Origin of the sequence: Rhodoplanes sp. Z2-YC6860, from assembly GCF_001579845.1 — a bacterium.
Classification (GTDB): Bacteria; Pseudomonadota; Alphaproteobacteria; order Rhizobiales; family Xanthobacteraceae; genus Z2-YC6860.
The window spans coordinates 6686717-6710837 of the sequence record NZ_CP007440.1 but is presented as its reverse complement, the minus strand read 5'-3'; the positions used below and the strand labels follow the sequence as shown (position 1 = coordinate 6710837).

Annotated in this window: 22 protein-coding genes; 6 read left to right on the top strand and 16 right to left on the bottom strand. The window is 64.9% G+C overall.

What is annotated here, in order from left to right:
* Window positions 1–5: 5 nt before the first annotated feature.
* Window positions 6–1262 (bottom strand): alpha-hydroxy acid oxidase, encoded by a 1257-nt coding sequence (locus tag RHPLAN_RS31335; protein WP_084245969.1) that lies wholly within the window; start codon window positions 1260–1262, stop codon window positions 6–8.
* Window positions 1263–1434: 172 nt separating this feature from the next.
* Between RHPLAN_RS31335 and RHPLAN_RS31330 the strand changes: the two genes are divergently transcribed.
* On the top strand, window positions 1435–1893 hold the full coding sequence (locus RHPLAN_RS31330; RefSeq protein WP_068026833.1) for a hypothetical protein: 459 nt from the start codon (window positions 1435–1437) through the stop codon (window positions 1891–1893).
* On the opposite strand, the gene RHPLAN_RS31325 is transcribed toward RHPLAN_RS31330, so the two are convergent.
* The gene (locus RHPLAN_RS31325; protein ID WP_157100620.1) at window positions 1856–2965 is read right to left on the bottom strand and encodes a beta-propeller fold lactonase family protein; all 1110 of its coding nucleotides are present in this window, start codon (window positions 2963–2965) and stop codon (window positions 1856–1858) included. The two genes, RHPLAN_RS31330 and RHPLAN_RS31325, sit on opposite strands and share 38 nt — an antisense overlap.
* 170 nt (window positions 2966–3135) lie before the next feature.
* On the opposite strand from RHPLAN_RS31325, the gene ligA reads away from it, so the two are divergent.
* Window positions 3136–5253 (top strand): NAD-dependent DNA ligase LigA, encoded by a 2118-nt coding sequence (ligA, locus tag RHPLAN_RS31320; RefSeq protein ID WP_068026828.1) that lies wholly within the window; start codon window positions 3136–3138, stop codon window positions 5251–5253.
* Window positions 5254–5382: 129 nt separating this feature from the next.
* Here the strand turns inward: ligA and RHPLAN_RS31315 are convergent, their stop codons facing one another.
* The 3 genes from RHPLAN_RS31315 to RHPLAN_RS31305 are packed head-to-tail and all read right to left on the bottom strand — an operon-like array spanning window position 5383 to window position 9548.
* A complete protein-coding gene (locus RHPLAN_RS31315) occupies window positions 5383–6429 on the bottom strand; it encodes an ABC transporter substrate-binding protein (protein WP_068026824.1) in 1047 nt (348 codons plus the stop codon).
* A 60-nt stretch (window positions 6430–6489) separates the two neighbouring features.
* The gene (locus RHPLAN_RS31310; RefSeq protein ID WP_068026821.1) at window positions 6490–7716 is read right to left on the bottom strand and encodes a multidrug effflux MFS transporter; all 1227 of its coding nucleotides are present in this window, start codon (window positions 7714–7716) and stop codon (window positions 6490–6492) included.
* Window positions 7716–9548 (bottom strand): aminopeptidase P family protein, encoded by a 1833-nt coding sequence (locus tag RHPLAN_RS31305; protein WP_068032126.1) that lies wholly within the window; start codon window positions 9546–9548, stop codon window positions 7716–7718. The genes RHPLAN_RS31310 and RHPLAN_RS31305 overlap by 1 nt, the downstream gene beginning before the upstream one ends.
* A 295-nt stretch (window positions 9549–9843) precedes the next feature.
* On the opposite strand from RHPLAN_RS31305, the gene RHPLAN_RS31300 reads away from it, so the two are divergent.
* Window positions 9844–10083, top strand: coding sequence for a hypothetical protein (locus RHPLAN_RS31300; RefSeq protein ID WP_068026818.1), 240 nt, complete (start codon window positions 9844–9846; stop codon window positions 10081–10083).
* Window positions 10084–10482: 399 nt separating this feature from the next.
* Here RHPLAN_RS31300 and RHPLAN_RS31295 read toward each other — a convergent pair whose 3' ends face one another.
* Window positions 10483–11409 (bottom strand): 50S ribosomal protein L11 methyltransferase, encoded by a 927-nt coding sequence (locus RHPLAN_RS31295; RefSeq protein ID WP_084245967.1) that lies wholly within the window; start codon window positions 11407–11409, stop codon window positions 10483–10485.
* Window positions 11410–11550: 141 nt separating this feature from the next.
* On the opposite strand from RHPLAN_RS31295, the gene RHPLAN_RS31290 reads away from it, so the two are divergent.
* Window positions 11551–12141 carry a nuclear transport factor 2 family protein gene (locus RHPLAN_RS31290; protein ID WP_068026816.1) on the top strand — a complete coding sequence of 197 codons (591 nt, stop codon included), beginning with the start codon at window positions 11551–11553 and terminating at the stop codon, window positions 12139–12141.
* A gap of 19 nt (window positions 12142–12160) precedes the next feature.
* Here the strand turns inward: RHPLAN_RS31290 and RHPLAN_RS31285 are convergent, their stop codons facing one another.
* From RHPLAN_RS31285 to RHPLAN_RS31245, 9 genes are all read right to left on the bottom strand, one after another.
* Window positions 12161–13135, bottom strand: a complete 975-nt coding sequence (locus tag RHPLAN_RS31285; protein ID WP_084245965.1) for a tripartite tricarboxylate transporter substrate-binding protein — start codon at window positions 13133–13135, stop codon at window positions 12161–12163.
* A 129-nt stretch (window positions 13136–13264) separates the two neighbouring features.
* Complete coding sequence (locus tag RHPLAN_RS31280) at window positions 13265–14416, bottom strand: glutathionylspermidine synthase family protein (RefSeq protein ID WP_068026813.1); 1152 nt, start codon at window positions 14414–14416, stop codon at window positions 13265–13267.
* A gap of 15 nt (window positions 14417–14431) precedes the next feature.
* Window positions 14432–14674, bottom strand: coding sequence for a hypothetical protein (locus tag RHPLAN_RS31275; protein ID WP_068026811.1), 243 nt, complete (start codon window positions 14672–14674; stop codon window positions 14432–14434).
* A 5-nt stretch (window positions 14675–14679) separates the two neighbouring features.
* Window positions 14680–15084 (bottom strand): DUF350 domain-containing protein, encoded by a 405-nt coding sequence (locus RHPLAN_RS31270; RefSeq protein WP_068026807.1) that lies wholly within the window; start codon window positions 15082–15084, stop codon window positions 14680–14682.
* 152 nt (window positions 15085–15236) lie between these two features.
* Complete coding sequence (locus RHPLAN_RS31265) at window positions 15237–15917, bottom strand: L,D-transpeptidase (protein WP_068026804.1); 681 nt, start codon at window positions 15915–15917, stop codon at window positions 15237–15239.
* Between the two features lie 195 nt (window positions 15918–16112).
* Window positions 16113–16613 (bottom strand): GlcG/HbpS family heme-binding protein, encoded by a 501-nt coding sequence (locus RHPLAN_RS31260; protein ID WP_068026801.1) that lies wholly within the window; start codon window positions 16611–16613, stop codon window positions 16113–16115.
* A 95-nt stretch (window positions 16614–16708) separates the two neighbouring features.
* Window positions 16709–17155: a universal stress protein gene (locus tag RHPLAN_RS31255; RefSeq protein ID WP_068026799.1), complete on the bottom strand. Its 447-nt coding sequence runs from the start codon at window positions 17153–17155 to the stop codon at window positions 16709–16711.
* Between the two features lie 100 nt (window positions 17156–17255).
* Window positions 17256–18362, bottom strand: a complete 1107-nt coding sequence (locus RHPLAN_RS31250; RefSeq protein WP_237179950.1) for an NAD(P)-dependent alcohol dehydrogenase — start codon at window positions 18360–18362, stop codon at window positions 17256–17258.
* Window positions 18363–18377: 15 nt separating this feature from the next.
* Window positions 18378–19619 carry an amino acid ABC transporter substrate-binding protein gene (locus RHPLAN_RS31245; protein ID WP_198164581.1) on the bottom strand — a complete coding sequence of 414 codons (1242 nt, stop codon included), beginning with the start codon at window positions 19617–19619 and terminating at the stop codon, window positions 18378–18380.
* Between the two features lie 172 nt (window positions 19620–19791).
* Here RHPLAN_RS31245 and RHPLAN_RS31240 point away from each other — a divergent pair, with 172 nt between their 5' ends.
* Window positions 19792–20355, top strand: a complete 564-nt coding sequence (locus tag RHPLAN_RS31240; protein WP_068026793.1) for a cupin domain-containing protein — start codon at window positions 19792–19794, stop codon at window positions 20353–20355.
* Between the two features lie 76 nt (window positions 20356–20431).
* Here RHPLAN_RS31240 and RHPLAN_RS31235 read toward each other — a convergent pair whose 3' ends face one another.
* Window positions 20432–20929 carry a GlcG/HbpS family heme-binding protein gene (locus tag RHPLAN_RS31235; protein ID WP_068026789.1) on the bottom strand — a complete coding sequence of 166 codons (498 nt, stop codon included), beginning with the start codon at window positions 20927–20929 and terminating at the stop codon, window positions 20432–20434.
* Window positions 20930–21228: 299 nt separating this feature from the next.
* Here RHPLAN_RS31235 and RHPLAN_RS31230 point away from each other — a divergent pair, with 299 nt between their 5' ends.
* Window positions 21229–24096 carry a hypothetical protein gene (locus RHPLAN_RS31230; protein WP_157100619.1) on the top strand — a complete coding sequence of 956 codons (2868 nt, stop codon included), beginning with the start codon at window positions 21229–21231 and terminating at the stop codon, window positions 24094–24096.
* The last annotated feature ends 25 nt before the right edge of the window (window positions 24097–24121 follow it).

Here is a 24121-nt window from a genome sequence, read left to right as displayed (position 1 = left end):
CTCACTCAGGCCCGCCGCACCATTCCTGGAACCAGCTGTTTCACGTTCTGCGCGCCCATCTGCTGGATCATAGCGTGCGTCTCTTCGCGCAGCATTTCAAGAGCGCGCTCGACGCCGGCCTGGCCGAAGGCGCCCAGGCCCCAGATGTACGGCCGTCCGACGCAAACGGCCGTGGCGCCGATGCACAGCGCCTTGACCACGTCCGAGCCGCGGCGGAAGCCGGAGTCGACCAGGATCGGAATGCGGCCCTTCACGGCCTCGACGATCTCCGGCAGCGCGTCGATGGTCGAGCGGCCGGCGTCCTCGGAGCGGGCGCCATGGTTCGACACGATGATGGCGTCGAGGCCGTTGTCGGCGGCGAGCACGGCGTCCTCGTACGACAGGATGCCCTTGGCGATCAGCTTCATCTTGGTGTGGTCGCGCATCCGCTTGAAGAAGTCCCAGGTCATGTTCGACGACTGGGTGTTGCGCAGGCCCGTGAGGTCGAGGTCCTTCCACATCGCACGGGTCTTCAGCGAGTTGGCGAAGCTCGAGCGATCGTGGCAGCCGTTGCAGTCGCGGGTATCGTCCGGCCGCATCCGGAACAGGGTTTCCTGGTTGCGGCCGCCGCTGCGGTCGACCGTGACGGCAAGCGCGGTGCAGCCGGCGTTCTCGGCGCGCTTGGTGATGGCTGCCGCCACCTCCCATTTGTTGGTGGCGTAGAGCTGCATCCAGATCGGCGCGCCGCGCGCCTTGACGACGTCCTCGACCGGATCCGACGTCATGGTGGAGAGGATCTGCAGATGGTCGCCCTTCTTGGCGGCGCGCGCCACGCCCGACTCGGCATCGTCGTGGAACGAGCGCTGGCCGCCCACCGGCGCGCAGACGATCGGCGAAGAGTATTTCGTGCCGAGAATGTCGACGCTCATGTCGACCTTGCTGACGTCGACGAGGCGCCGCGGCCGCAGATAGAATTTCAGGAAATCCTCGCGGTTTCTGCGCAGCGTCACCTCGTCATCGATGCCCGACGCCATGTAGCCGAAATGCGCCGGCGGCACGTTGTGCCGGCACACCGGTTCGAGATCGAAGACGTTGATGGCTTCCTTCGGCGACTTGATCAGCTTGCCCGCGTCGAGCGGCGCCCACATCAGCGGATCGGACAGCTTGGCTTTCGGCAGAACGGTTTGGGCCAGCGCCGCGCTGCCGCCCGCGGCGAGCAGCGGGCTCGCGGCGAGATATTGCAGGAAGCGGCGGCGGTTCGCTTCGGTATCGCGTTCAGACATGAAAAGACCTCCCCAAATTGACTCGCGGTCGCGGCCGTTATCCGGCCGTCGACCTTCAAGTCGATGCTATACCTCACGTCCGGCGGATTGAAACAGGCTTCGTGGCCATCGCAGTGTCATGGCTGCTCTGCTACGCTCAGCTCAAACAATAAGCACATGCTGGGAGGAAGTGATGATCCGCCGCCAGGCTTTGACTTTGGTTTTTACCGTGTCGTGTCTCGTCATCGCGTCGAGCCAGCTCGGCGCGCAACCAAAACCGGCGCCGGAGCTGGACTATGCGTTCTACAAGGCACGCGTCGAGCCGATCTTCCTCCGAAAGAAGCCCGCCCACACCCGCTGCGTGGTGTGTCACTCGGAGTCGAATAACTTTCTGAAGCTTCAGCCCCGGCCACAGGGCGCAAAAGGCTGGACCGACGAGCAGTCGCGGCAGAACTACGAGGCGGTGTCGAAGCTCGTCACGCCAGGCCAGCCGATGGTGAGCCGGCTGCTGATGCATCCGCTCGCGCCCGAAGGCGGCGGCGATGTGTTCCACTCCGGCGGCCGTCAGTTCGAGTCCACCAAGGACCCGGACTGGAAGACCATCGCCGCCTGGGTCAATGGAGCGACGCTCTCCGGCCCGAAGAAGAACTAGCGGCGGAGCCGCTTGGTATCACCAGTGTGTTGATCCGCTTCGGCACCTCGCCGACGCGGACCACAGCCTTCACCTTCATCGACGGCACGTCGATCGCGGTGACCGCGCGCATGCCGGCGTTGGAGACGTAAACCGTCTTGCTGTCCGGCGTCATCGTGACCCAGTTGGCGACCGAAGAGATCGCGTCATGACCCGGCATCTTCAGCGCCGGCAGCGCCACCTCGCCGACCATCTTCAGGTCCGCCAGCGAATAGACGTACACGGCGTTGTTCGGGATGCTGGTGACCCACAGCGTCTTCATGTCCGGCGTGACGCCGATGCCGTGCGACGGCGCGGAGTTGCGGCCGCCGTCCATCTCGAACTCCGCCTTGGGCTTCGGCAATTCGATCCGGGCAACCTCTTTCTTCTCCGCAAAGTCCACCACGGCAAAGCCGTTGAGGTCGGAGAGCTGGGCGAAGATGCGCCTGGTCGAGCCGTCCGGGTTGGTCTCGATGGTCATCGGCCGGACGCCGCCGCTCAGCTTCAGCTCCCAGGCGACCTGCTCGGTGGCGAGATCGATCACCGTGAGGATCGCTTCGCGGATTGCGCCGGTGATGACGTATTTCTGGTCTGGCGTGACATAGACGTTGTGCAGGCGGCCATGCACCGGCACGCTCTTCTTCACGGTGAGGCTCACCGGATCGACGATGTCGAGTGCGCCTTCGCCGCGGGCGATGCCGACCACGATGCGACCGTCTTTCGCCACCGCGATGTTGTTCGGCCGGTTCGAAAGCGGGATCTGCTTGATCTGTTTGCCGGTCTTGCGGTCGAAGACATCGAGCGTCGAGGCTTCCTCGTTGCTGATGTAGACGCGCGCGCCATCCGGCGAGAAGTTGATGCCGTGCATGGCCTCGGGGCCGCGGAAGGTCTGGACCACCTTGTTGGTGGCCGGGTCGATGACGTGGACGCTGTCGCCGGCGCTGTTGGTCACATAGATGCGAACGGTATCCGCGGAGGCGGAAAGCGGCGTCAGAGCCGACGCGCAGCCCATGGCAAAGCACGCACACGCCAGAATACGGGGCAGGGCGGTCATCGCAGTCCTCCCAAATATTGTCGTCTTGCGCGCGGAAAATTTCCGGCTGGCCGCAAGCCTAGGCCCGGAACAGGCCTTCCGCAATCGGGGTTGCGGGAAGACGCGGCTCGTGAAATGAGGAACAATCGTCCCCCCATCATCGTCTCGAGCCAAGCGCACTTTTACCAGCCATGAAAGCCGCCAAGCCGCACCGCGATTCCAAGCTCGCCGTCGCCGAGATGACCGCCAACCAGGCGAAGCGCGAGCACGCGCGCCTCGAAGCCGAGATCAAGACGCACGACGAGGCCTACTACCAGAAGGACGCGCCGCTGGTTCCCGACGCCGAATACGACGCGCTGCGGCAACGCTACAACGCGATCGAGGAACGCTTCCCGGACCTGCGCACGCTGGACAGCCTGTCGCGCAAGGTCGGCGCCGCGCCGGCGCGCGGCTTCGCCAAAGTCCGGCACGCAGTGCCGATGCTGTCGTTGGAGAACGCCTTCAGCGACACCGACGTCACCGATTTCGTCGGCCGCATCCGGCGCTTCCTCAACCTGAAGGAAGACGCCGAGCTCGCCTTCACGGCAGAGCCCAAGATCGACGGGCTGTCGATGTCGCTCCGCTACGAAGGCGGCGAGCTGAAGGTGGCGGCGACCCGCGGCGACGGCGCCGAGGGCGAGGACGTCACCGCCAACATCAAGACGCTGAAGGACGTGCCGCACAAGCTTAAGGGAAAGCGCGTGCCGGAGGTCTGCGAGGTGCGCGGCGAGGTCTACATGACCAAGGCCGACTTCCTGGCGCTGAACAAGCGGCAGGCCGAGACCGGCGGGCAGATCTTCGCCAATCCGCGCAACTCGGCGGCTGGCTCGCTGCGGCAGAAGGACTCGAGCATCACGGCGTCGCGGCCGCTGCGCTTCTTCGCTTACGCGTGGGGCGAGATGAGCGAGATGCCGGCCGACAAGCAGTCGAGCATGATCAAATGGCTCGGCAGCGCCGGCTTCCACGTCAATCCGATCTGGAAGCTATGTCACTCTGCCGAGGAGCTGCTGGCGTTCCAACATGAGGTCGGGCTGAAGCGCGCCACGCTCGAATACGACATCGACGGCGTGGTCTACAAAACCGATCGCTTGGATTGGCAGGAGCGGCTGGGCTTCGTGTCGCGCACGCCGCGCTGGGCGATCGCGCACAAATTCGCAGCCGAGCGGGCCGCTACGGTGGTGCGCGACATCGAGATTCAGGTCGGCCGTACCGGTGCGCTGACGCCGGTGGCCAAGCTCGAGCCGGTGACGGTCGGCGGCGTCGTGGTGCAGAACGCGACGCTTCACAATCAGGACGAGATCGAGCGGCTGGGCGTGCGCATCGGCGACACCGTGACGATCCAGCGCGCCGGCGACGTGATCCCGCAGGTGGTCGAGGTCGTCCAGGACAAGCCGCGCGGCAAGAAAGCCTACAAATTCCCGACCGAATGCCCGTGCCCGTTGAAGACCGAGGTGGTGCGCGAGGTGATTGCCGGCGGCGAGGCGGGCGCGCGCGCGCATTGCACCGGCGAGTTCGCCTGCCCGTTCCAGCGCACCCAGCATTTGATGCATTTCGTGTCGCGCCGCGCCTTCGATATCGAAGGGCTCGGCGAGAAGCAGATCGAGCTGTTCTACGAACAGGGTTGGGTGAAGGAACCCGCCGATATTTTTACGCTCCAGGAGCGCGACAAGAAGATCAATCTGAAGGACGTCGAGGGCTACGGCGAGATTTCGGTCCGCAATCTCTATCAGTCGATCGAAGCGCGCCGCGACATTTCACTGGAGCGCTTCATCTATGCGCTGGGCATCCGCCATGTCGGCGAGACGACGGCGATTGCGCTCGCCCGTGGCTACGGCTCATGGCAGGCGTTTCATGATGCGGCGCTGAAGGTCGTCGACAAGGACGAGGAAGCGGTGGCCGAGATGGACGCGCTCGATCAGATCGGCGACACGGTGATCGAGGCGATCGGCGAGTATTTCGGCGAGAGCCACAACCGGAAGCTCGTCGATCGGCTGGTCGGGCAGGTCTCGATCAAGGAGGCCGAAAGGCCAAAGACGGATACGGCGGTGGCCGGCAAGACCGTGGTGTTCACCGGCTCGCTGGAAAAGATGACCCGCGACGAGGCCAAGGCCATGGCCGAGCGTCTGGGCGCGAAGGTGTCGGGCTCGGTGTCGAAGAAGACCGACTACGTGGTTGCGGGTCCGGGCGCCGGCTCCAAGCTCGCCGAGGCGCAGAAGCACGGGGTGCAAGTGTTGAGCGAGGATGATTGGTTCAGGCTGATTGGGCGATAGCCATTGTCGTGTAAGCCGCATCAAACTCCACTGTCATGCCCGGCCTTGTGCCGGGCATCTCGTTTAGGGAGGCACAGTGCCCACCCAATCGAGATGGCCGGGACAAGCCCGGCCATGACGTCGGTGGATTCAACGAACACCGCCTTTATTCACGACAGGGCCGGTGAATCCCTCCATCCGCTTGCGCAAACTCTCGATCAGCTTCTCGTCGACCATGAACTCGCGATAGTTGTTCGCGATCTTGTACGACGTCAGCGGCTTGAATCCCTCGGGCGGCGCAACGTCCTGCCGCGACGAGAACGAGCCGACGCGGCTCTGCTGCTCTTTCGCCAGGAACCACGTCATATAAAGCTTCGCCGCGTTGGGATGCGGCGCGTCCTTGAAGATGCCGCCGGTCAGCGTGAACACCGGAGTTTCGTCCTCGCCCGACCACACCACGTCGAGCTTGCCCTGGCGGCGGAACTCCCACACCGACGACGATGCATCGAACGTGGCGATGTTCTCGCCCGTCGCCACACTGCGGGCGACCGGCAGGTGGCCTTGCACATAGTTCGGCTTGTTGGCGGTGTATTTGGTCATCCAGTTCCAGCCGTATTTCTGGATGATGATGTGAAACAGGTAGAGCGTCGCATCGTCGTCGGCCGGATAGCAGGTGATGAGCTTGCCCGCGAACATCGGCTTCAGGAAATCCAGCGCCGATTTCGGCGCATCCTCTGGCTTCACGGCCGCGGTGTTGTACGCATAAGTCAGCGCATTGGCGCTGAACGACATGTAGGCGCCGTCCGGGTCCTTGAAGTTCGGATAGATCTGCTCGAAGCCGTCGGGCCTGAAGCTCATGAGCTTGCCCTGCTGCTTCCAGGTCACGAAATCCTGCACGGTCTGGAAGAACGCCATGTCGACGGCAAGTCGCTTTGCCGCCATCTGCTTTTCGATCTCGGCGTTCAGCACGTTGCTGAAACCGCCCGTCACCTTCACCTCGATGCCGGGATATTGCTGCATGAACAGCTTGGCGCGGCTCTCATGCGGCGCGGCGGGCCCGCCGGAATAGAACACGATTTCCTTGTCGGCCTTGGCCTTTTCATAGAGCTCGGCGAGCGTTTCGCCGCGTGCGTGAAACGGCAGCAGCGCGACCGCGATCGAAGCCAGCACGAGACGGCCGGCAATGCCCCGCAACATGGTGTCCTCCCTGAATTTTGCACGAGAATAGACCGCACCTCGTGCGAACGGGAAGTCCGTTCAGGGGCGGCGCACCAAAGCCGCAAAGCTGATCACAAGCACGGCGACCAGCGCGTTCATCAGGAACGACAGCGGCAGCGCGCTCGGCGCCCCGGCCATCAATGTCCCGGCGTATTGCGCGATCAAGGCGCCGAGCGCCATCTGGGTGAAACCGGTGATGCCGGCCGCGGTGCCGGCCGCCTGCGGCCGCACGCTGACGGCGCCTGCGATCGCGCCGGGCAGCAACAGGCCGTTGCCGAGATTCACGATCATCTGCGGCACGAATACGATGAACGGGCCCCAATGCAGCGCGAAGGCCGTGAGCACGGTCGACAGCGTCACGCCGACAACTTCGACGATGATGCCCGACCAGATCATCCGATGGATGCCGTAGCGCCCCGACAGGCGCGACGAGATGAAATTGCCGGCGATGTAGCCGATCGACGACATCGCGAACCAAATGCCGTACTCGGCCGGCGAGCGCGCCATCAGCGTGATCACGACATGGGCGCCACCGCCCAGGAATGCGTAGAACGTCGCGGACCCGAAGGCTCCAGCCAGCACATAGCCCGAGAAGCGGGCGCTTTGCGCGAGCTGGGCGAGATCGCGGAAGAAACCCTGACGCGCGCCCTGCGGCGCGTTGAGACCGCGTGTCTCGGGCAGCGTGATTGCGGCCCATGTCACGGCCAACGCCGACGTGACTGCGGTAAAGATGAAGATCGCCTCCCAGCCGAAACCGGTTTCCAGGAGGCCGCCGATCAGCGGACTCAATGTCGGCACCACCGCCATGACGGTCGCGACGAGGCCCAGTGTCGAGGCCGCGCGGTTCCGATCGAACAGGTCGCGGATGATGGCGCGGCTGACGACGACGCCGGCCGATGCGCCGATCGCCTGAAGCACGCGCGCCACGATCAGACTCTGGACCGTGGAAATCAGCACGGCACTGACGCTGGCGCAGGCGGTGACCAACAGGGCCGCGATCAGCACCGGCCGCCGGCCGAAGCGGTCGGACAGCGAGCCCATCAGCAACTGTCCGGCCGCCATCGCCAGCAGATAGATCGAAACGATGAGCTGGACGGTGCCGCCATCGGCGGCCAGCCGCTTGGCGAGCGTCGGCAGCGCCGGCACCACGATGTTGAGCGTGGTGGGGCCGATCGAGGTCAGCGCCATCAGCAGCAGCAACAAGCCCCAGGGCGTGCGCTCGGTCCGGGGATGGTTGTGCAGTTGTCGTGCGGCCTGGTCGTCCACTAGCCCTGCCCAAGCGGCAGGGTGGCGGCGGCAAGCCAGAGGCGCGTCGCGTCATCGACCAGCGGCATCAGGGCCGCGGCGACCTTGGCGTGATAGATCTCGATCCAGGAAATCTCGTCGTAAGTGAGCATCGACATCTCGATCAGCCGCCGGTCGATCGGCACGAGTGTCAGCGTCTCGAAGGTGTTGAGCGGCTTTTCGGCGCCTTCGACCTTCGGCCCTTCCACCACCAGCACGAGGTTTTCGATGCGGATGCCGTATGCGCCGGCTTTGTAGTAGCCGGGCTCGTTCGACAGGATCATGCCGCGCTTGAGCGGCGTGTTGCCGAGCTTGGAGATGCGCGCCGGCCCCTCGTGCACCGACAGATAGCTGCCGACGCCGTGGCCGGTGCCGTGGTCGAAGTCGAGGCCTGCGGCCCACAGATATTGCCGCGCGAACGGATCAAGCTGCGCCCCGGAGATACCGTCGGGGAACACCGCGCGGGCGAGCGCGATATGGCCCTTGAGCACCAGCGTGAAACGCTCGCGCATTTCGTCGCTGGGTTCGCCGATTGCGACCGTGCGGGTGATGTCGGTGGTGCCGTCCTCGTATTGACCGCCCGAGTCGATCAGGAACAGTTCGCCGGGCGCAATCGCGCGGTTGGTCCCGCGCGTCACGCGATAGTGCACGATGGCGCCATCGGGACCCGTGCCCGAGATCGAAGGAAACGACACGTCTTTCAGAAGTCCGGTGTCGCGGCGGAAGCTTTCCAGCGCCTCGACCGCGGCGATTTCGGTGAGCTCGCCCTTGGACGCCTCGCGCTCGAGCCAGGCGAGGAAGCGCGTCACCGCCACGCCGTCGCGCAGATGCGCCTCGCGCGCGCCCTCGATCTCGACCGGGTTCTTCACCGCCTTCATCATCGCGATCGGATCGGTGCCGCGCGTCACCTTGCCGCCGGACGTCGTGACGATGCGGGCGAGCGCGTCCGCGGCGGTCGCCTGATCGAGCCGCACGGTCTTGCCGACCACGCCAAGCGCCGTGAGCTCACGGATGAAATCGGCGGGCTCGCGGATGGCGGCGATCTCTTCCAACTGGTGGCGCACCGCGTTGCTGAGCTTGGCGCTGTCGACGTAGAGCGACGGCTTGCCCTCCTGCGGCACGATCGCGAAGGCGAGCGGCAGCGGCGTGTGCTGCACGTCGGAGCCGCGGATGTTGAAGGTCCAGGCCACCGCATGCGGATCGGAGATCACCAGCGCGTCGGCGCGCAGGTTTGCGATCTCGGTGCGGATCCGGTTGAGCTTGTTGCTCGCATATTCGCCGGCGTAGCGGAATTCATGCAGCGTCACCGGGCCAAGCGGCGGTGCGGGGCGATCGGTCCAGATCGCGTCGACCGGGTTGGGCTCGGCGGGCACGGCGGTTGCGCCGGCATCGGTGCACGTGCGGCCAAGACGTTCAGCTCCGTCGACGGTGTGCAGCCAGGGGTCGTAACCGAGCTTGGCGCCGGCCGGGAGGTTCTGGCCGAGCCACTTTTCCGGCGAGGTCTCGCCGCTGTGCACGATGGTGAAAATGGAGGTGTCGACCTGGGTGCCAGCCTGCAGCGTATAGCGGCCGTCGACGAACAGCGCGGCCTTGTCGGCCAGCACCACGACCACGCCGGCCGAGCCGGAAAAGCCGGTCAGCCAGGCCAGCCGCTCCTCGGAGGGCGGCACGTATTCGTTCTGGTGGCGGTCGGCGCGCGGCAGGATGAAGCCGGTGAGGCCGCGCCGCTCAAGCTCGGCCCGCAAGGCCTCGACGCGAGGGCCGGTTTGGGCCGGCGCGGGATCATCGAACGACTGAAAACGGGCTTCGAACATCACGGCCGCAATCTAGGGGGCGGGTTGGAGGGCGGCAATTGCGTCGGACGCAGGCGGCTATCTGACCTGTGGGTATTCGTGTGCATTGCAATATATTGGCTCTGTGAAAATACATTCCGCAATTTGATCCTCCGGATCAGAAATCTGAATTAGTTGTTGTTTTATTGTAGCTTAAGTCCTGAGCCATGCATTCGCAGCGCTACCGACGAAAGTCGAATCGTCTTATGTTGCAATGCAGAAAGACGGGCGGCCGGGGATCCGCCTGCGGTCTTTCCAGGCGACAAGGAGTTCCCCCATGTCCATTGCCACTTATGAAAATGCCGCCGTGGCTCGCACCAAAGCCGTGCCGGCCGGCAAGCCAATTGCCAACCGCCCGGGTCTGTTTGCCAGGCTTTATGAGGCTTTCATCGAAGCCCGCCGCCGCAAGGCGTTCGAAGAGCTCAAGCGCCACGGCGTCATGCTTCCCTTCGAACTGGAGCAGGCCGGCTGGAAGGTGAACGAGCGCAACGAGGATTCGCTGCCCTTCAATCGCTGATTCGCCCGGCCAGGGCGGCACGCTTCCTCCGGGTGCCGCTCTCACACGGGAACGTGCACATCGCCCCGGGCTGCAAGCAGCCGGGGTGATGTCCGTTTTTTAATTTGTCGATCAGAGCTTTATTAGCTAAGGTGCGACATTATGCAGCAGGGGCAATGGACCCATGCGCCATTGCCCGCGCTTATTGGACCCCGAGCGCTTATTATGGGTGCAAGCTCAGGTAGGTCGGGGATCCGAGCGAAGATGCGGAAACAGTCCAGGGACCCGTCCCATGGCTACTTTGACAGTCGGAACGTCCAGTTCACACGAGGCCTCGCCTGATCGCGGCGCGTTTCTGCGCTTTCTCGACACGTTGGCCGAGTGGCACATGCGGCAATCTCATCGCGTGATCAGCCGCGCTCAGCCGCTCGCCGCCACCATGACCGGCGTGAACCAGCCGTCGAGCGGGAAAGACCGCTCCAGCATCAGGCCTTGAGACCGGTACGCGGTGAGCGCCGCATTGGCCTGAGACTTCAGGATTCCTGACAGGATAATCCGTGCATTGGGTTCGAGCTGCCGCGCCACCGGCGCGGCAAGCCGCTGCAGCGGCCGCAGCAGGATATTGGACATCACGAGATCGAACGGCGCGCGCTTCATGATCTCCGGCGCGCGCAAGTCGGCTGCATGAATCGCTGTGACGAACGCGCCAACGCCGTTGAGCCGCGCGTTGTCGCGCGCGGTTTGCGCCGAACGCGCGTCGATGTCGGTCGCGAGCACCGGCACACGGAAGAGCTTGGCCGCCGCGATCGCCAGAATGCCGGAGCCGGTGCCGAGGTCGAGGATGTGCCGCGGCCGATAGCGCCGCGCGAGATGATCGAGCGCCAAGAGGCAGCCGCGGGTGGTGCCGTGATGGCCGGTGCCGAACGCGGTCGCGGCTTCGATCTCGATGCTGATGCAATGGCTCGGCACGCGGTCACGATCGTGCGCGCCATGCACCACGAAGCGGCCGGCGGCAACCGGGCGCAGGCCGATCAGGCTTTCCTTGACCCAGTTGCGCGGTGCGACGCGCTCGAACGTGACGGCGCGCGCGATCTCCTCGCCGCCGGCGAGTGCCACGATCTCGCGCAGGCTCGCTTCGTCGGGCGGGTTGCGGAAATGCACGTCGACCTGCCAGCGGCCATCCGGCTGCTCGAAGGCGGCGCAGGCGGTCTCCGACGGGTCGAGGCTTTCCGAGAGAAGGTCGGCGATGCGCCGCGAGGTGTGCTCGTCGGCGATGAGACGCGCGACGAACGTCGGTTCGGAGCCGGCGTCGGCGGCGGATTGCTGCTTGGCTTGGGATTTGGTCACAGCGGTTTATGCACGGCCGGGGGGCGATCTTCCACAACAATTATCAACACGATATAGACAGGCTTATCCCCGGATCTGGGGCTTCCCGCCACCGGTTTATCCCCTGCAATTCCACAGCAGGCGAACCCAACAAGGCCTTGCATGGACAGCGACAAGACCATTTGCGCCGAACTTGTCCAGGCCTGGGGTTTCGCCCGCGACCAGGGCAAATGGGATGATCTCTTGGCGATCTTTCATGCCGGAGGCGAGATCGCGGTGTCGTGGTTTCGCGGGCCTTATCCGGAATTCGTCGCGCACTGCCAGCGCAACTTCGGCAGGGGCAGCGAGGCCAAGCATCTGCTGTGGCCGGCGCGAGTCTCGGTGAACGGTGCGCGCGCCACGGCCGAAACGAGCGTCGCCATTCTGGTCCGCCAGACCATCGATGGCATTGCGACGGATCTTACCTCCAACGGCCGCTTCCTGGATCGCCTCGAACGTCGCGGCGGTGTCTGGCGCATGATCGAACGTGCGGCGCTGTACGAAAAGGACCGTCTCGACCCGGTCGAGCCGTCGCCGAAGTTCGACGCCATGATGGCCGGCGCGAATGCGCAGAAATATCCCGCTCCGTACCGCTACATGGCCTATCGGGTCCACGCTGCGGGCCGCTCGCTGGCCGAGCCGGTGCATTACGACGGACGGGCCGAGACCGAAGCACTCAAGCAGCGCTACGCGGAGTGGCTCAAGGGAGCGTGAGCCAAGTTCTGATCAAGTCCTACTGAATCTTGATGTTGTACGACTTGATGATCGGCCACCACTTGTCGACCTCGGCCTTGTGAAAGTCGTGCAGCGCCTGCGGCGTGAGCTGCGCCTTGTCGGGAATGCTCATGCCAAGCGCGGCGACGCGCTCCCGCACCGCAGGATCGGCGAGTGCCTTCACGGCAGCGGCATTGAGCGTGTTGACGACATCCTTCGGCGTGCCTTTCGGCGCCCAAAGCCCGTGCCAGAACGAAATGTCCATGCCGGAGATTCCCATCTCCTCCATGGTCGGCACGTCGGGCAATCCGGCGTAGCGCTGCCGCCCCATCACGGCGAAGGCTTTCATCTTGTGCGCTGTCACATGCGCCAGCGTCTGCGACGCCTCGGCGCACATGGTGTCGATCGTGCCGGCCAGCATGTCCTGCATCGCGGGCGCGCCGCCGCGATAGAACACGAATTGCAGCCTGGTGCCGGTCTTCTGCGCGAAGTATAGCCCGCAGACATGAGCGCCGGAGCCGGCGCCGACGCTTGCCGCGGTCGCGGGCTCGGACTTCGCCTTGAGCCAGGCGATCAGCTCCTTGGCGTCTTTGGCCGGCAGCGACTCGCGGCCGACAATCATCAGCGATGACACCGGCAGCCGCACGATCGCCTCGAGATCGTTCACCGGATTCCACGGCACCGGGTAGATGGCCGGCGCGCCGACATGGCTCGTCCAGTTGCCGATGCTGAGCATGTAGCCGTCGGGCGGCGCGCTGATGACGCGCCCGATGCCGATGGTGGCGCCGGCGCCGGTCACGGTCTCGACGAGGATCGACTGGCCGAGCGTCCGGCTCATGTGTTCGCTCATCAGGCGCGCCACGGTGTCGGTCGGGCCGCCCGCCGGGAATGGCACGATCAGTGTGATTGGTTTCGACGGATAGGTTTCGGCTCGAACACCCGTCATGCCCGAGAGCATGACGGCCAGCATCACGGCAACATCCCGCGCCCTCATCGGCCTTCCCCGGTTGTCTGTTGGTCGCCCGAAGGCGAGCATGGCCGCGGGTGCCACCGCTAAAAAGTCAGCAGTGCTGTCCTGACCGTCTGATTTCGCGCGGACACAGCGCCGCACCTTGCTCCAGAATCAAACGATCGCGTGCGGAATGAATCGCGAGCGGTGGCCGGTGATCCGCGACTTGTCTTCGCGGATGCCTAAGCCTGCGGCCAGATCGCCGATCAGCCAGCTTCCGAGCACCGGATAGTTGCCGTCGAATGGCGGGATGTCGGCCAACGCCTGGCGGATGAAGCCTTCGGCTCCATAGGTGCCGCCGGTCTGGCCCAGCACGATGCCGCCGTCGACCAAAAGCGTGTTGGCGCCCTCCCGCGACCAGATCGGCTTATGCGCATAGCGCTCGCCGATCGACGCGGCGTTTGCATCGTTTGCGAAGCAGGCTGGCAGCAGATTGGGATGCCCACTCTCCATCTCCCAGAGCAGCGCGAGCATGCCCTTGTTGGACAGCAGCGCCTTCCAGGCCGGCTCGACGAATTGCGTGCGCTGCATCGCGGGTGACGATCCGAACGCATCCGCAAACATGAATTCCCAGGGATAAAGCTTGAACAGCAACTCGATCTCGCGGTTGTCGCGGTCGAGAAACCGGCCGCTTCGCAGGCCGATCTCGGCGACGTCGAGGCGGCGTGTCGAGAGCCCGGCTTGGCGGGCGCAGTCTTCGATGTAAGCCACGTTGCCGACGTCTTCCGTGCTTTGCGTCATGCAGGCGAGATGCAGCGAACGCCCCGGTGCGATCGCCTTCCAGCGCTCGATCAGCTTCTCATGGATCGAGTTGAATTGGTCGGCATCGGCCGGCAACGCTTTGCCGCGCTGATCGCACAACCAATACCACTGGAACACCGCGGCTTCGAACAGCGCGGTCGGTGTATCGGCATTGAACTCGAGAAGCTTCGGCGGATTGACGCCGTCATAGGCGAAGTCGAATCGCCCATACAGCGAAGGCGCTTTGCTGTTCCAGCTCGCGGCGATCACATCCCACGCATGGCGCGGCAGACGCAATTTCGTGAGATAGCTTTCGTCGCGGCAGTAACGATCGACCAGCTCCAGGCAGAGCGAGTTGAGCTCGCTGGTGGCCGCTTCGATGCGATCTTCGATCTCGGACAGCGAGAACGTGTAGCAGGCGCTTTCGTCCCAGTAAGGCTCGCCATCGGCCGTGTGATAAAGGAAGCCCATGCTCCGCGCCTGGTCTTGCCAGCCCGTGCGCGGCGCAATGGTCAATCGTTGCATGTCGAGGCGATGTGATCAGCTGCGGCCGCCGCCGTGGAACGAGCCCATGGCGCCGAAGCCGCCGCGTGCGACCGAGTTGGACGAGGACGAACCGGTCCCGCCGCCCCAGCTGGAATAGTGATGGATGCTGCTTCGGGAGCAGTTTGACGCGTTTTCATTCATGGCGTCGGGTCGGCAGTTCTGGTTTTCGTTATGCGCATAGACTCCGGCCAGCGCGGTCCCTCCGGCGAACAGCATGATCATCTGCGTGCGTTTCATGAGGCTCAGTAGCTCATGCAGGCGGCGCTGATGATGCCCGAAGCAATCGAGATGCATCCGAGCCAGATCGCAGGCGCGACACTCGCCTTGGCGATGTCGTCGGCGAGATTGGGCACCGTCAGCCGCGCCAGCCCGTAAGCGATCAATTGCGTCAGCAGCGCCACGACGCCCCACACGACGCAGTCGATGATGTTGGCGGAATGATAGATTGCGCTCGCGAGCGGAATCGAGAAGCCGACCAGCCCGAGCCCGATCTGAATCGCGGCGGCCGAGTTTCCGTGCCGGATCAGATCAATCTCATGAAACGGCGTGATCGCCGTATAAGCGATCACGAAGACCATCGAGAGCACCATGGCAGCGGCGAAATAACCCGCGAATGCCGGCAGTCCCGCCAATGAGGTTGGAATCATGAAGCCCTGTTGCAATCGCGCCGACAAAAGGCACTGTGGCTTCGTAGAAATCAAAACGCGAAGCCGACCTGCCTTATATCAAAACAAAGGCAGGCCGGCGACCTCTGTCGGCAGTCCGACAACAGCTTTGTTGGGACCGTGTTAAGGCTTGATCACCAGCCGGGAGGCCGCCCTGGGAAGAAGAACGGCGAGGGCGGAGGCGGCGGGTTGTAGGTCCGCTCGCTGTCGTAGAACACGCGCGAGCCATCCGGCTGCCGCACCCAGAAACCGGTGCGCGGCGCAGACTCGTAGCGCGACGATTGCGGTGCGCTATTGGACCAGTTGTCGTTGGCATAAGCGGGCTGATCGCCATAGGCCGGTCCACGGCGCGTGATCGCGGGCTCGCCCGCGGCGGGCACCTCGCCCATCAACACCACGCGGGTGTTGGGCATGCCTTCCTGCTTCACCAGATCCCACAGCACGCTGGCGTTGGCGCGGCTCAGCCGCACGCAGCCGTGCGACGCAGGCCGGCCGATGGCACGGACGTGATCGGTGCCGTGGATGGCATGGCCTCGCTGGGTGAAGAAGATCGAGTTCGGCATCGGTGCGTCGTCCCACTCGCGGCTGAAGTGGTCCTTCTCCATGCGGAACGGCGTGTACTGGCCGGACGGCGTGTCGTAGCGCGCGATGCCGGTGGATACCGGCCAGACGTAAAGCTCGCGGCCGTCGCGCGAGACGGTCATCTGTTGGCTGGACTTGTCGATTTCGATGAGCAGGCGGGCGGACGCGGGCAACGCACTGAGCGAGAACAACACACCAGTGAGCGCCGCGCCGAACAGGCGAACAAGACGCATCGGGAATTCCTCAGGCTAACGACACCGCATCCAATGCTCAGACTAGCATACAAGTTGCGTAAAATAGGGCGGCGGCGAGGCACATTTGCGTGAGGGAAGCTGTGGTGCGCAACAGACCTATCCCTCTCCCTTGATCGCGGGAGAGGGATATCCGATGCGTCAAACTGAAGACAATCTTATGACTATTGCGTGTGGCTATTTGAGCTGATCCTTGACCTTGTCGAGTCCGGTCTGGATGCAGGCCTCGTCCTTCTCGCCGCCGGGCGCGCCCGAGGCGCCGGCCGCGCCGACCACCTCGTCGCCGATCTTGATCGGCAAGGCGCCCTGCGCCGCAACCACGTTCGGCAGCATGATCAGCGACAGCTGCGGATCGGCCTTCAGCCGCTTGGCAAGCTCGCCCGACGGCTGACGCGTGGTGCGTGCCGTGTAGGCCTTGCGGAAGCTGTTATCCATGGTGTGCGGTCCGGTGCCGTCGCCGCGCATGTGCAGGATCAGTTCGCCGGAGCGTCCGACAACGGCGACCGACACCGGCCAGCCCTTGGCCTTGCAGTCCGCCATCGCGGTGGTGGCAATGATCACCGCGGCATCGACCGAGATGTCCTTGTGGGTCAGCGTCTGCGCCGACGCAGGGGCCGCAACGGCGCCGGCCAGAGCGCAGGCCAAGCCTGCGAACACAATACGAGTGGCAGCAGTCATGAGTGGTCTCCTCCGTGAGGCCGCTCTGTCCGGCGGCACGGCGGGAACGATAGCGCGGCGCGCCCGGAGAGTCCCAGGCGCCGCAGCGATACGGCTCAATGGACCACCACCACCGGAATGGCCGTGTGAGTCAGCACCTTGTTGGTGACGCTGCCGAGCAACACCGCCGAGATGCCGCTTCGGCCATGCGAGGCCATCACGATGGCGTCGCAGCCTTTGTCTTCGGCGGTCTTGATGATCGCCTCGTAGGGCTGCTCGTGCTCAACCTGCACGGTGTCGCAGCTGAGCCCGGCCTTTTTCGCTGCGTTTGCGACGTCGCCCAGCACCTTGGCGGCGTGCTGTTTGATCGCCTCGTTGTGGTGTTCGAACTCTCGCGAGATCTGCGCCGTGCGCGAGGCCGGAACGGCGAACACGTTGAACGGTGTCTCGACCACCACGGCGGTCACCTTGGCGCCCACCGATTTCGCAAGTCCGATCCCATGATCGACCGCCTTGTGCGCCAGCTCCGAGCCGTCGGTGGCAATCAGGATATTCCTGTACATAGGTTTGCTCCCCAAAATGGCTGTCACACTGGAAAGCATCACCCGACCTGGAGCCGGACACATTGATCCAGCGCAAGGGCGGAAACCGCAGCGGAGCGAGCTATCCTGGCATCCGCAGCACCGGCTTGATCGTCGTGCCGTTGGTCGAATCCAGCGCGGCCCGGTTGATGTCGGCCAACGGATAGAACGTGATCATCCGGTCGACCGGCATCTCGCCGCGCATCAGATGATCGACCAGCCGCGGGATGAACTCCTGCGGTTGGCTTTCGCCCTGCATGATGCCGTGGACCTTCCGGCCGTTCTGCAGGAATGGCATTTCCAGCGACACTTCCGTGCCGGCGCGGGCGCTGCCGAGCAGGATGCAGGCACCGGCCGGCATCAACGCCTCGACGGCCTCACGCAGCACCGGAGCCAGCGCCGATGTCTCCAGCGAGAAACGCACGCCGTCGCCGGTGATTGCGCGGATCTTCGACACCACGTCGGTGCGTCCGGTGTTGTTGATGGTGTGCGTGGCACCGAGCTCGCGCGCGAGCGCCAGGCGCTTGTCGTGCACGTCGACCGCGATGATCGGATCGCAGCCGGCAATTTTCGCCGCCATCAGGCCGGACAGGCCCACGGCGCCGACGCCGAACACGGCAAACGAATCGCCGGGCTGCGGCTGCATGGTGTTGAAGACGGCGCCCGCGCCGGTCTGGCCGCTGCAAGCGAACGGCCCGAGCAGTTCGAGCGGTGCGTCGCTTCGGACCTTCACGGCAAAGCGCTGGTTGGCGATGGCGTGAGTCGCAAACGATGACTGCTGGAAGAACGCGCTGTAGATCGGCCTGCCGCTTTGGCTGATCAGCGTGGAGCCGTCGGCGCGGGTGCCGTTCATCTTGAGATCGAAGCTTTTCTGGCAATGGGCGTGCATCTGCCTCCGGCAATTGGGGCAGGCGCCGCACCACGGAAACGACATCACCACGTGATCGCCCGGCGCAAAGCCGGTCACGCCGCTGCCGACCGCGGCAACGACACCCGCGCCCTCGTGGCCGAACACCGCGGGCAGCGGCGTGTTGTAATAGCCGTCGCGCCCGTGCTGGTCGGTCTGGCACATGCCGCTGGCGACGATCTTCACCAGCAGCTCATCGGGCCTCGGATCGGTCAGCTCGACCTGCTCGACCGAGAAGGCGCCGAATCGTTCGCGCGCCACGGCAGCCGTGATTTGCATCATGGAATTCCCGTCAATCTACTTCGAGAACGGCTGCTCCAACTCGCCGTCCTTGTATTGCGGAGGATAGACGATGACCTCCCGGTGCCCGGTCATGAACTGCTCGAGGCCCGAGCCCTGGACATTCTGGAACTGCACCATGATCGGGCGCGCGGTGGCCCATTCGCCGAGTTCGTTGAACTTGATGTCGCCGACGATCGTATTGAAAGTCGACTTGTGAATGTACTCGGCGAGCTTGTCGTCGTTGAGGCCGCCGGTCGCCTTGATGGCTTGCTCCAGAACCTGCATCGCAGCGTAGGCGAAGGGCGGCTGGTAGAAGCCCAGCGGATCGACGCCGGCGGCCGCGGCCTGTGACTGATACTTCTTCAGGAAGTCTTCGATGCCGGGGAAGTTCATCTTCGGACTCGGCACGAAGAAGTGGTAGTTGACGACGCGGTTGAGCTTCTCGGAGAGCTGCGTGATCAGCGAGGCGTATTGCATGCCGACCATCGCGCCGCCGAACAGCTGCGTCTTGAGCCGGAGCTCGGTTGCGGCGCGCACCATGCCGACCGAATCCGGCGGATAGGATGCGAGCAGGACGACATCGGGATTGGTCGCCTGGATGGCTCGGACAATGGGCGAGAAGTCGACGGTCGACGGCGGATAGGCCCGGTCGTAGACAATCTCGAAGCCGTGTTTCTTGGCGTTCTCGCGCGCGCCGGTGAGCACGTTGTTGGAGAATTCCGCGTCGGCGCCGACCAGCGCCACGGTCTTCGGCCGAGGATTGAGCGTCTTTGCGACCTCGAAGAAAGCGTCGGACAGCACGCTCTTGGGATCGGGTCCGAACGGCGCGCTCTGGAAGTACTTCGGATATTTGAATTCTGCATTCGATCCGAGCGCGAGCAGCACCATCACCATCTTGCCGCGCTGCATGATCTGCGGCATCGCGGCGCCGATCAGGTTGGTGGCGGCGCCCATCACGATGTCGACCTTGTCGACGTCCAGAAGCTTGGCGTAGATGCCGGGAACGGTCGAGGCGTTGGTCTGATCGTCGTAATAGACGAGCTTGACCGGCCGCCCGAGCAGACCGCCTTTGTCGTTGGTCTCCTTCTCCCAGATTTGCTGGGAGAGCAGGTGCGCCTTGCCCGACGATGCCAGCCCGCCGGTCAGCGAAACGCTGAAGCCGATCTTGATCGGCTCCTGTGCCAGTGCGGCGGTGCCGGCCACAGCAAGGGCTGCAAGGCTCAGCAACGTCCTGCGGATCCACGGCTGTGGTGTCATGAGCGTTCCCCCGGTTGTATTCGTTGTCCGACGCCGGCATTGCCAGCGCTCGAATTGCCGGGAATGCTAGGCACTTCGACCGGAGACGAAAAGCCCGAATGCAGCGTGGGCCATCGATTCTGCCCACACCAGCAAAAGTCAGGGCGTGATTGTTGGGCAAAGGGAGACGGCCATGGAAACGCTGCCAAGATTCGGTATCTCGCGCGCCGACATGATGAAGCGTGTTGCGCGGTTCAAGGACCTCAAGGGCTCGGACGGTGGCTTGCCCGACAGCAAGATGCCGGGCTGCGAACGCACCTTGTACAACGTGATCGGCTTTCAGCCGCCGAAAGGCGCGGGCGATGCGATGACCTCGCCGGTCGGAGACGACGCGTCGCGGCTTGCGGCGATCCCGATTTCGGAAGGGTTCAATCTCGGCTACTGCCGCGCCAAGCCCGGCCACGGCCCGATGATGCACAACCATGACACCAACGAGACGTTCATTCCGATGACGGGTGTCTGGCGCGCCAGTTGGGAAAATGAGTCGGGCAAGGTCGAGGCGGTCGACCTCAATCCGCTCGACGTCATTTCGTTTCCGCCCGGCGCCATCCGGCGATTTGAGAACGTCACGCCGGGCGACGCCAATCAGGAGGCGATCCTGATGTTCGTCATCGGCGGCGATGGGCCCAAGGCGGAATTCACCGACCAGGCGATGGACACTTTGGAACGCGCCGGGGTCTGGCCGAAGAAACCGTAGCTCTCAACGCTGAATCTTTATTTTGCAGAACTGGGGACAGATCCCGAAGCTTCGATTTGAGTGGTAGCCGCTCGGCCTATTGCAACTGTTGCTGCACCTTCGCGAGCCCGGCCTTCACGCACTCCTCGTCCTTGCCCGGAGAGCCTGACAGGCCGACGCCGCCGATCACGTCGTTGCCGACCTTGATCGGCACACCGCCGTTGATGGCGATGACGCCGGGCAGCGTGGTCTGCTCGCGCCGCACCGGCTGCGTCTTCATCGCCTGGATGAAGTCCTCGGTGCTCATCTTGAAGGTGTTGGCGGTGTAGGCCTTGCGCCGCGCGTTCTCGACCGTGTGCGGACCGGTGCCGTCGCCGCGCAGCGAGACCAGCGTCTCGCCATCGCGGTTCACCACCACGACCGACGCCGCATAGCCCATGCCTTTGCAGGCTTCGAGCGCGCCGTTGGCGATGGTCTGGGCGACCGAGAGGCTCAGGTCTTTGCGCTGAAGAAGCTGTGCGGACGCCGGCGCCGCGAACAGCGTTGCGAGGGTACCCGTGGCAATTATGGCAAGACACGCTTTGGAATATGGCATCGGAACTCCCCAGTCTGTGCGTTGGATGTCGCGGTCTTGAGGCTGCGACTTTAGTCGACAGCCGGAGTTTAGCGGCCTAGCGGGCTGCTTGCGCTGACAAAGAGGTGAAGGGGCAAGTCTCGACACGCGGCACGCGCGTCGCTCCATGCCAAAATTTTGCCGCAACTCGTGCTTGCCACATTTTTTTGGAACCTTTGCCGTGGAACCGCGACAATTTCTCCACTCACGTGACAAACGATTCGACGGGCAGCGAAGCGCGGGTTTACAAATCTGAGTCTGGGCATATCGGGACGGCTTAAATGAAATCAAATTTGGTTCGTGGCGCATTGATGCGGCGGACAGCGTGGCTTGCTATCGCGGTTGCGCTGGGAATGAGTGCATGGGCCGATCGGCCGGCTCGCGCCATCGAGGCGCAAGAGCTCACCGGCTGGTGGATCGCAATCGACGACACGCTGCCGAAGCTGTGGAAGCAGGGCGCGATCGCGCCGATGGAAGAGATCGTTCAGATTGAGGCCGACGGCACGGTCTCCGACCGCGTGATGAATTTCTGGGCCGGCACCGCTCAGGCCTGCTTCGATAACAAGGTGTGCTCTGACATGCCGGCAATGGCCGCGGCCAAGGTCGCGGTCGCCGGCAACAAAGTGAGCTTCAGCGAAGTGGTGCCGACCGACACCCGCGTGGATTCGGTGGCCGGCAGTCTCCTGGTGCGCCAGGAAGCGGTGACCGCGACGCCCGAGTGGACGGCCTCGATCGACAGCGCGCGGCTGACGCTGCGCGTCGCCGGCTCGCCCAAGGGCCGAACTCTGGTGAAAATCGATCCCGACAAGCTGCGCCGGCTTTATGCCGGCATGCGCATCACCAACTGGGCTCCCGAGGAGAACTGGCGCTGCTTCCTGGGCCAAGCCACGGTCGGCGAACTCGCATTCGCGCCGCTGCGTTCGGGCCGTTCGGCCAAGGCACCCGAATTCCTCGACCGCTATCTGAAGTTTGCAACGCTCATCAGCGCGCTGCGCTCGACGGCGGCCATGCCGGCCTCGGACGAAACCGACGCCGAGAAGAAGAAGCTCGCCTCGCTGACCACCGAGGAGCTTCTGGTGTCTCCGGTCGATGGCTTGCAGCGGCCGCCGACGGTCGAGGACAAGCAGCGGCTGACGAGCCTCCTGGTCTATATCGACCAGCATGCACGCGCGACGGTCGCCTTCAACAATGCGGCTGCCGCTGCTGCTGCCGCGAAGGCGCGCGCGTCTGCCGCTGCGACCGATGCCGCGACCAAGGAAGCGGCCGCGAAGGCCGCCACCGCCGCCGCACAGGCCGCGCAGGCGAAGGCGACCGCCACCACTGCCGAGCGTGAGCGTGCGCAAGGCGCGGCGACGAGCCAGGCCCAGACGGCGAAAGATGCAGCGGGCGCTGCGAAAACCGCCGAGACCGTCGCGGCTCTGAAGGAAGACACCGCCGCCGCCGCGGCCGCCTCGGCCGAGGCGCTGCGCAAGGTCGCGCTCGCCCAGCAGCGCAAGGCGCGCGCCGCGCGCAATTACGTCGGTGACATGCAGCAGCGCCATCAGCAGTCGATCCGCGATGCGGACGATCAGCGCAAGGCCGCCGAGCAGGCACAGACCGCAATCGCGCCGCAGCGGGACAAGGCCGCCGCCGCCGCCAACGTCGCCAACGAGGCGCAGCAGAAGGCCGACGAGGCGCGGCTTGCCGCCGACGCGGTGCGGCGGAAATACGAGTCGGTGCGGCTCGCCGCGGTCGCCCAGCAGCAGAAGAGCACTTTGATCGCCGCCTCGGCGCAGTCCTTCGCGGATTCGGTCAACGAGGCACAGAAGGCCTCGGAAGCGACCGCGGCGCTGATCGAAAAGAGCAAGGCGCGCGCCTCGGCCGGTGCCAGCGCGGCGTCCGGCGACGCCACGCCGATCAGCGACACGCTGCGCGAGACTACGGACACCGCGGCGACCCTTGCCGATACGCTCAAGACCGCGATCGCGGCGCGCGACAGGGCGGTCGCGGACGCAAAGGCCGCGGCCGATAAGGCCGTCGAGATGGTCAAGGCCGCGCAAGCCATGGAGCAGGAGGCGGCGGCTTCGATCGAGGCCTCGATGACGGTGCAGAGCGCCGCCGATCAGGCCAAGGCCGATGCCGATGCAGCCACACGCGAGATCGGCCGGCTGACGGCGCTGGCGCGTAACGCCGACACCAAGGCCGGCGAGGCCGCCGAAGCCGTGAAGTCGGCGGAAGCGGCGTTCTTCGCAAGCGAGACCGACGCGGAAGCCGAGGAGAAGCAAGCTTCGGCGCTCAACGCGGCGTCGGAAGAGGTGGCCAAGAAGTCGCGCGATGCGCTGGCCGCGGCCCAGACCGCTGCGGCGTCGCGGATGTCGACCGCACGCAGCACCGAGGATGCCGGCGCCGATGCGCGACGCAGCGGCGAAGCGGTGCGCAAGGCCGAGGCTGCGATGAACGCGGCGGCCGAGGCATCGAAAGCTGCGACGGCGGCGTCGCAGGAGGCCGATGCGCAAAATGCTGCGGCAGCGGAGGTGCTCGCCAAGGCCAACGCGGAGGCGCAGGCCGCCTCAGAAGCCGAGGCGAGTGCATCGGAGGCCGTGAAGGCCGCAGCCGCAAGCCAGCCGCGCGGCGACGGGCTGCCGGTGATCGCCTCGACCGACATCGCGGCGCTTGCTGCGGTGATCGGCGAAACCGACGATGCCAAGCGGCTGTTCTGTCGCGGCCAGATTGCGGCGGTGGCGCCCGCCGAGCGGCCGAGACCGGCGCCTGCACCCAAGCCCGTGGCTGTGGCGCCGCAACCGAAGCCTGCTCCCACGCCGGTCCCTGTCGTGGCGACGCCAGCGCCGGCCGCGCCGGTTGCGGTCGCGACGCCGCCGCAGCAGCCGGCGCCGAAGCCGGTCGTCGAGCGCAAGGCGGAGCCGAAACCCGTCGAGCACAAAGCGGAGGCGAAGCCGGCCGAGCGCAAGGCAGAGCCAAAGCCTGTCGAGCACAAGCCGGCAGTCGCGAAGACGCCGCCGCCCAAGCCGGCGCCGAAGCCTGCCGCGAAGGCCGAGACCAAGAAGCCCGAGCCCAAGGCTGAGACCAAGAAGGCCGAGACAAAGAAGGCCGAGCCCAAGAAGCCTGAGAAGAAGGCCGAGGCCGAAACCAAGAAGCCAGCGGCGCGATAGAGTATCGCGTACCGCGCCGCTGGCT

Bases quoted from the DNA above. Each gene is read 5' to 3' on its own strand.
- RHPLAN_RS31335 (WP_084245969.1), bottom strand. From the start codon at position 1,262: ATGTCTGAACGCGATACCGAAGCGAACCGCCGCCGCTTCCTGCAATAT.
- RHPLAN_RS31330 (WP_068026833.1), top strand. From the start codon at position 1,435: ATGATCCGCCGCCAGGCTTTGACTTTGGTTTTTACCGTGTCGTGTCTC.
- RHPLAN_RS31325 (WP_157100620.1), bottom strand. From the start codon at position 2,965: ATGACCGCCCTGCCCCGTATTCTGGCGTGTGCGTGCTTTGCCATGGGC.
- ligA (WP_068026828.1), top strand. From the start codon at position 3,136: ATGAAAGCCGCCAAGCCGCACCGCGATTCCAAGCTCGCCGTCGCCGAG.
- RHPLAN_RS31315 (WP_068026824.1), bottom strand. From the start codon at position 6,429: ATGTTGCGGGGCATTGCCGGCCGTCTCGTGCTGGCTTCGATCGCGGTC.
- RHPLAN_RS31305 (WP_068032126.1), bottom strand. From the start codon at position 9,548: ATGTTCGAAGCCCGTTTTCAGTCGTTCGATGATCCCGCGCCGGCCCAA.
- RHPLAN_RS31300 (WP_068026818.1), top strand. From the start codon at position 9,844: ATGTCCATTGCCACTTATGAAAATGCCGCCGTGGCTCGCACCAAAGCC.
- RHPLAN_RS31290 (WP_068026816.1), top strand. From the start codon at position 11,551: ATGGACAGCGACAAGACCATTTGCGCCGAACTTGTCCAGGCCTGGGGT.
- RHPLAN_RS31285 (WP_084245965.1), bottom strand. From the start codon at position 13,135: ATGAGGGCGCGGGATGTTGCCGTGATGCTGGCCGTCATGCTCTCGGGC.
- RHPLAN_RS31280 (WP_068026813.1), bottom strand. From the start codon at position 14,416: ATGCAACGATTGACCATTGCGCCGCGCACGGGCTGGCAAGACCAGGCG.
- RHPLAN_RS31275 (WP_068026811.1), bottom strand. From the start codon at position 14,674: ATGAAACGCACGCAGATGATCATGCTGTTCGCCGGAGGGACCGCGCTG.
- RHPLAN_RS31270 (WP_068026807.1), bottom strand. From the start codon at position 15,084: ATGATTCCAACCTCATTGGCGGGACTGCCGGCATTCGCGGGTTATTTC.
- RHPLAN_RS31265 (WP_068026804.1), bottom strand. From the start codon at position 15,917: ATGCGTCTTGTTCGCCTGTTCGGCGCGGCGCTCACTGGTGTGTTGTTC.
- RHPLAN_RS31260 (WP_068026801.1), bottom strand. From the start codon at position 16,613: ATGACTGCTGCCACTCGTATTGTGTTCGCAGGCTTGGCCTGCGCTCTG.
- RHPLAN_RS31255 (WP_068026799.1), bottom strand. From the start codon at position 17,155: ATGTACAGGAATATCCTGATTGCCACCGACGGCTCGGAGCTGGCGCAC.
- RHPLAN_RS31250 (WP_237179950.1), bottom strand. From the start codon at position 18,362: ATGATGCAAATCACGGCTGCCGTGGCGCGCGAACGATTCGGCGCCTTC.
- RHPLAN_RS31245 (WP_198164581.1), bottom strand. From the start codon at position 19,619: ATGACACCACAGCCGTGGATCCGCAGGACGTTGCTGAGCCTTGCAGCC.
- RHPLAN_RS31240 (WP_068026793.1), top strand. From the start codon at position 19,792: ATGGAAACGCTGCCAAGATTCGGTATCTCGCGCGCCGACATGATGAAG.
- RHPLAN_RS31235 (WP_068026789.1), bottom strand. From the start codon at position 20,929: ATGCCATATTCCAAAGCGTGTCTTGCCATAATTGCCACGGGTACCCTC.
- RHPLAN_RS31230 (WP_157100619.1), top strand. From the start codon at position 21,229: ATGAAATCAAATTTGGTTCGTGGCGCATTGATGCGGCGGACAGCGTGG.